This is a genomic window from Methanospirillum sp. (genome assembly GCF_028679455.1).
In the GTDB taxonomy this organism is placed as follows: Archaea; Halobacteriota; Methanomicrobia; order Methanomicrobiales; family Methanospirillaceae; genus Methanospirillum.
The window spans coordinates 1-2,503 of the sequence record NZ_JAJRBM010000013.1 but is presented as its reverse complement, the minus strand read 5'-3'; the positions used below and the strand labels follow the sequence as shown (position 1 = coordinate 2,503).

Here is a 2,503-nt window from a genome sequence, read left to right as displayed (position 1 = left end):
TCGCCGATACTTCTGATTCGAGATCAGCAACCGCTATCTCCCTGACCCCGGATTCATTTCCCTTGCTATTCATCTTTCACGCTTCCGAAGGGAGATTCAAGGCTGTATAACTCGTCTTTTGTAAGGTAGAGTTCGGTTGCACCGCAGTTAAAATTCTCATCAACTTTCCGGTATTCGGGGATAAGTGATGGTATGACGACCGCGAAGAAGATATAGAATGATATCATCGAGGCTAGTTCGAGAAACAGAAAGAGGATTATTACCGAACCGTGTTGTTCAGGCAGGAATACTGCACCAATCACACTGATCATGAGGATGACCATTGCAATGATCACATTCGGTTTCATCGTGTTCTGTTCTCCCACTTTTCAATGATCGGCTCTACCGATGCAGTTCGGAGCAGCCTCATTCCGAAATCATCAGGTGCAAAACCTACCGATAGGGCAAGAAGTTCGGCAAGATGGATAATAGGGATATCAAATTTATATCCTATCTCTTTCTCCAGGATCTTGATTCCCCGCTCGAACTGATCATAACATCCAGAGCATACAATTACCAGTGCATCTACCCCGAGTGCTTTGATAGCATCGAACTTCTGTTTGGCACGTTCATAGGTTGCAAACTCACGGTCAGCAAGGTTCGCCTGAAGACCACAGCACATCTGTTCCAGTTCATATGGAACAACTTCGTTCACGAGTGCCCCGGTCAGTTCGGTGAAGTACCTGACCAGTCTTCCGTCCTCGAAGATACGCATGTGACAACCGGGATGGAGTGCAACGCGGATAGGAACCTTTGGAAGTTCTGTTTTGATCCGCTCAATTCCCACTTCTTCGTAGAGTACTTCGAGCAGATGTCTGACCCGGATGGAAGCATTATAATGGTTATGAGCCTCCTGGAGGTATTCATTGACCATCCTGAGTTCTTCAGGATCTTCTTTCAGGAGTTTGTTTGCTTCATACAGGGTTACATAACAGCCATTACAAGAGGCCATAAGGTCACGGCCTGCCTGTTCTGCCTGCAGGAGATTATAGGATGCGAGGGTCAGCCATACCCGTTTGTCTACCGATATCCAGACTCCTGCCCGGGGACAGCAGGTTGACTTGGTGACATAGGTGAGGTCAACACCGAGCCGTGGCAATGTTTTCATGATTGCTGATTCTGCCCATGGCATCTTCACCGGCATGACACAGCCTAAAAAAAATGCATATCTGGAGGTAGATGTTTCAGTATTGGCAACTGGCTCTTTCTCGTTCATGAAAACCGGTACTCCATGGTATCAAGATCGAGGCCTATCTTTTTGTCTACTTTCATCGCCCGGATCAGGGTTCTGATATCTTCAACTGCTTCCGGATACATATGAGCGGTAGGCGGGACCGGACTCAGGCCGGCCTGCTCCCTGCACTGTTTTGTCTCTTCGGTAATCGGATAAAGGAGCCCGATTGAGAAATGCCGGATTAACTGTGGCTTTACTCCCGGAGGCAGGGGGACTTTCACCGGGCGTCTCCAGGGAAAGAGTTCATTCATGGATATCACTCCCACAATATTGACGGCTATCACATCTGGTTACGAGTTGGATAGCTTTTGCAGAACAGACTTTAATGCAGCTGGGATCTCCTCCGCAGAGATCGCATTTTGTCATTGCTTTCAGACCCCGCTGCATCTGGGGAATAGAGAGAGGACAGGCCCAGGTGCATGCTTTACATCCGATACATTGGATCTTATCCACCGAAACCACGCCGGTTACTGGATCTTTATGGATTGCCTGGGTCGGACATGCCGCCATACACATAGGATCTGCGCAGTGGTGACAATGAACTCTGATAAATTCTCCCTTTGGTCCGGTAATGACCCTGCAGAGGGAGAGATCATAGTTATAGGTAAGAAAATTTTTAAAAGAACATGCAGTCATGCATTGTCTGCATCCGGTACATCGATCCGGATTATGGAGGATTACCTGAGTCCCGGGATCAGTGGGCTGGAATTCCTGCCTTGTAGAGGGGTTATATGCAGTCATCGGTGATGATGGCAACTCGTACTCTGATGGAGGGAGATACTACCAATTTCTCTCTGTAACACATGGTGGTTGGTACTAATAGTCTCTTGTATTAGCAACAGTATGAATAAAAGTAACCATTCCTACAAAGGGAAAACAAATTGTTAGTGTTGATATAACAGCCAGCAGATTGTTGGAACCGCAATGATATAGCAGATACATCCGGCAAGGGCAAACAGTTCTACCCGGGGGATAGGCTTTTTGCTCACAAAGACATGGCTCTCTCTTCCGTATCCTCTACAGAGCATACTCAGGTAGGTCCGCTCACCCTGCTCAAACGAACGAATAAACATTGTTCCCAGGGTGTATCCCAATTGGGTGATCCGGTACCGGTACGGGAGTCTCCTATCAAACGGATCAAAACATTTGACCAAGAGTGACTCGTGAATTTTGCGGGACATATAGGCGAATACGAATAGATACCGGATCATCATTCCCAGGGCCAGAAGG

The 2,503-nt window shown here is 47.5% G+C and carries 5 protein-coding genes; all 5 read right to left on the bottom strand.

Going from position 1 to position 2,503, the window contains the following annotated elements:
* Window positions 1-65: 65 nt before the first annotated feature.
* A complete protein-coding gene (locus tag LUQ50_RS00385; RefSeq protein ID WP_300034448.1) occupies window positions 66-347 on the bottom strand; it encodes a hypothetical protein in 282 nt (93 codons plus the stop codon).
* A complete protein-coding gene (locus tag LUQ50_RS00380) occupies window positions 344-1,255 on the bottom strand; it encodes a heterodisulfide reductase-related iron-sulfur binding cluster (protein WP_300034445.1) in 912 nt (303 codons plus the stop codon). Before LUQ50_RS00380 ends, LUQ50_RS00385 begins: the two co-directional genes overlap by 4 nt.
* Entirely contained in the window at window positions 1,252-1,524 is a 273-nt protein-coding gene (locus LUQ50_RS00375) for a hypothetical protein (protein ID WP_300034442.1), read from the bottom strand. The genes LUQ50_RS00380 and LUQ50_RS00375 overlap by 4 nt, the downstream gene beginning before the upstream one ends.
* Window positions 1,517-2,029 carry a 4Fe-4S dicluster domain-containing protein gene (locus LUQ50_RS00370; protein ID WP_300034439.1) on the bottom strand — a complete coding sequence of 171 codons (513 nt, stop codon included), beginning with the start codon at window positions 2,027-2,029 and terminating at the stop codon, window positions 1,517-1,519. Before LUQ50_RS00370 ends, LUQ50_RS00375 begins: the two co-directional genes overlap by 8 nt.
* 128 nt (window positions 2,030-2,157) lie before the next feature.
* A partial coding sequence (locus tag LUQ50_RS00365; protein WP_300034436.1) for an energy-coupling factor transporter transmembrane component T occupies window positions 2,158-2,503 on the bottom strand: 346 nt, incomplete at its 5' end.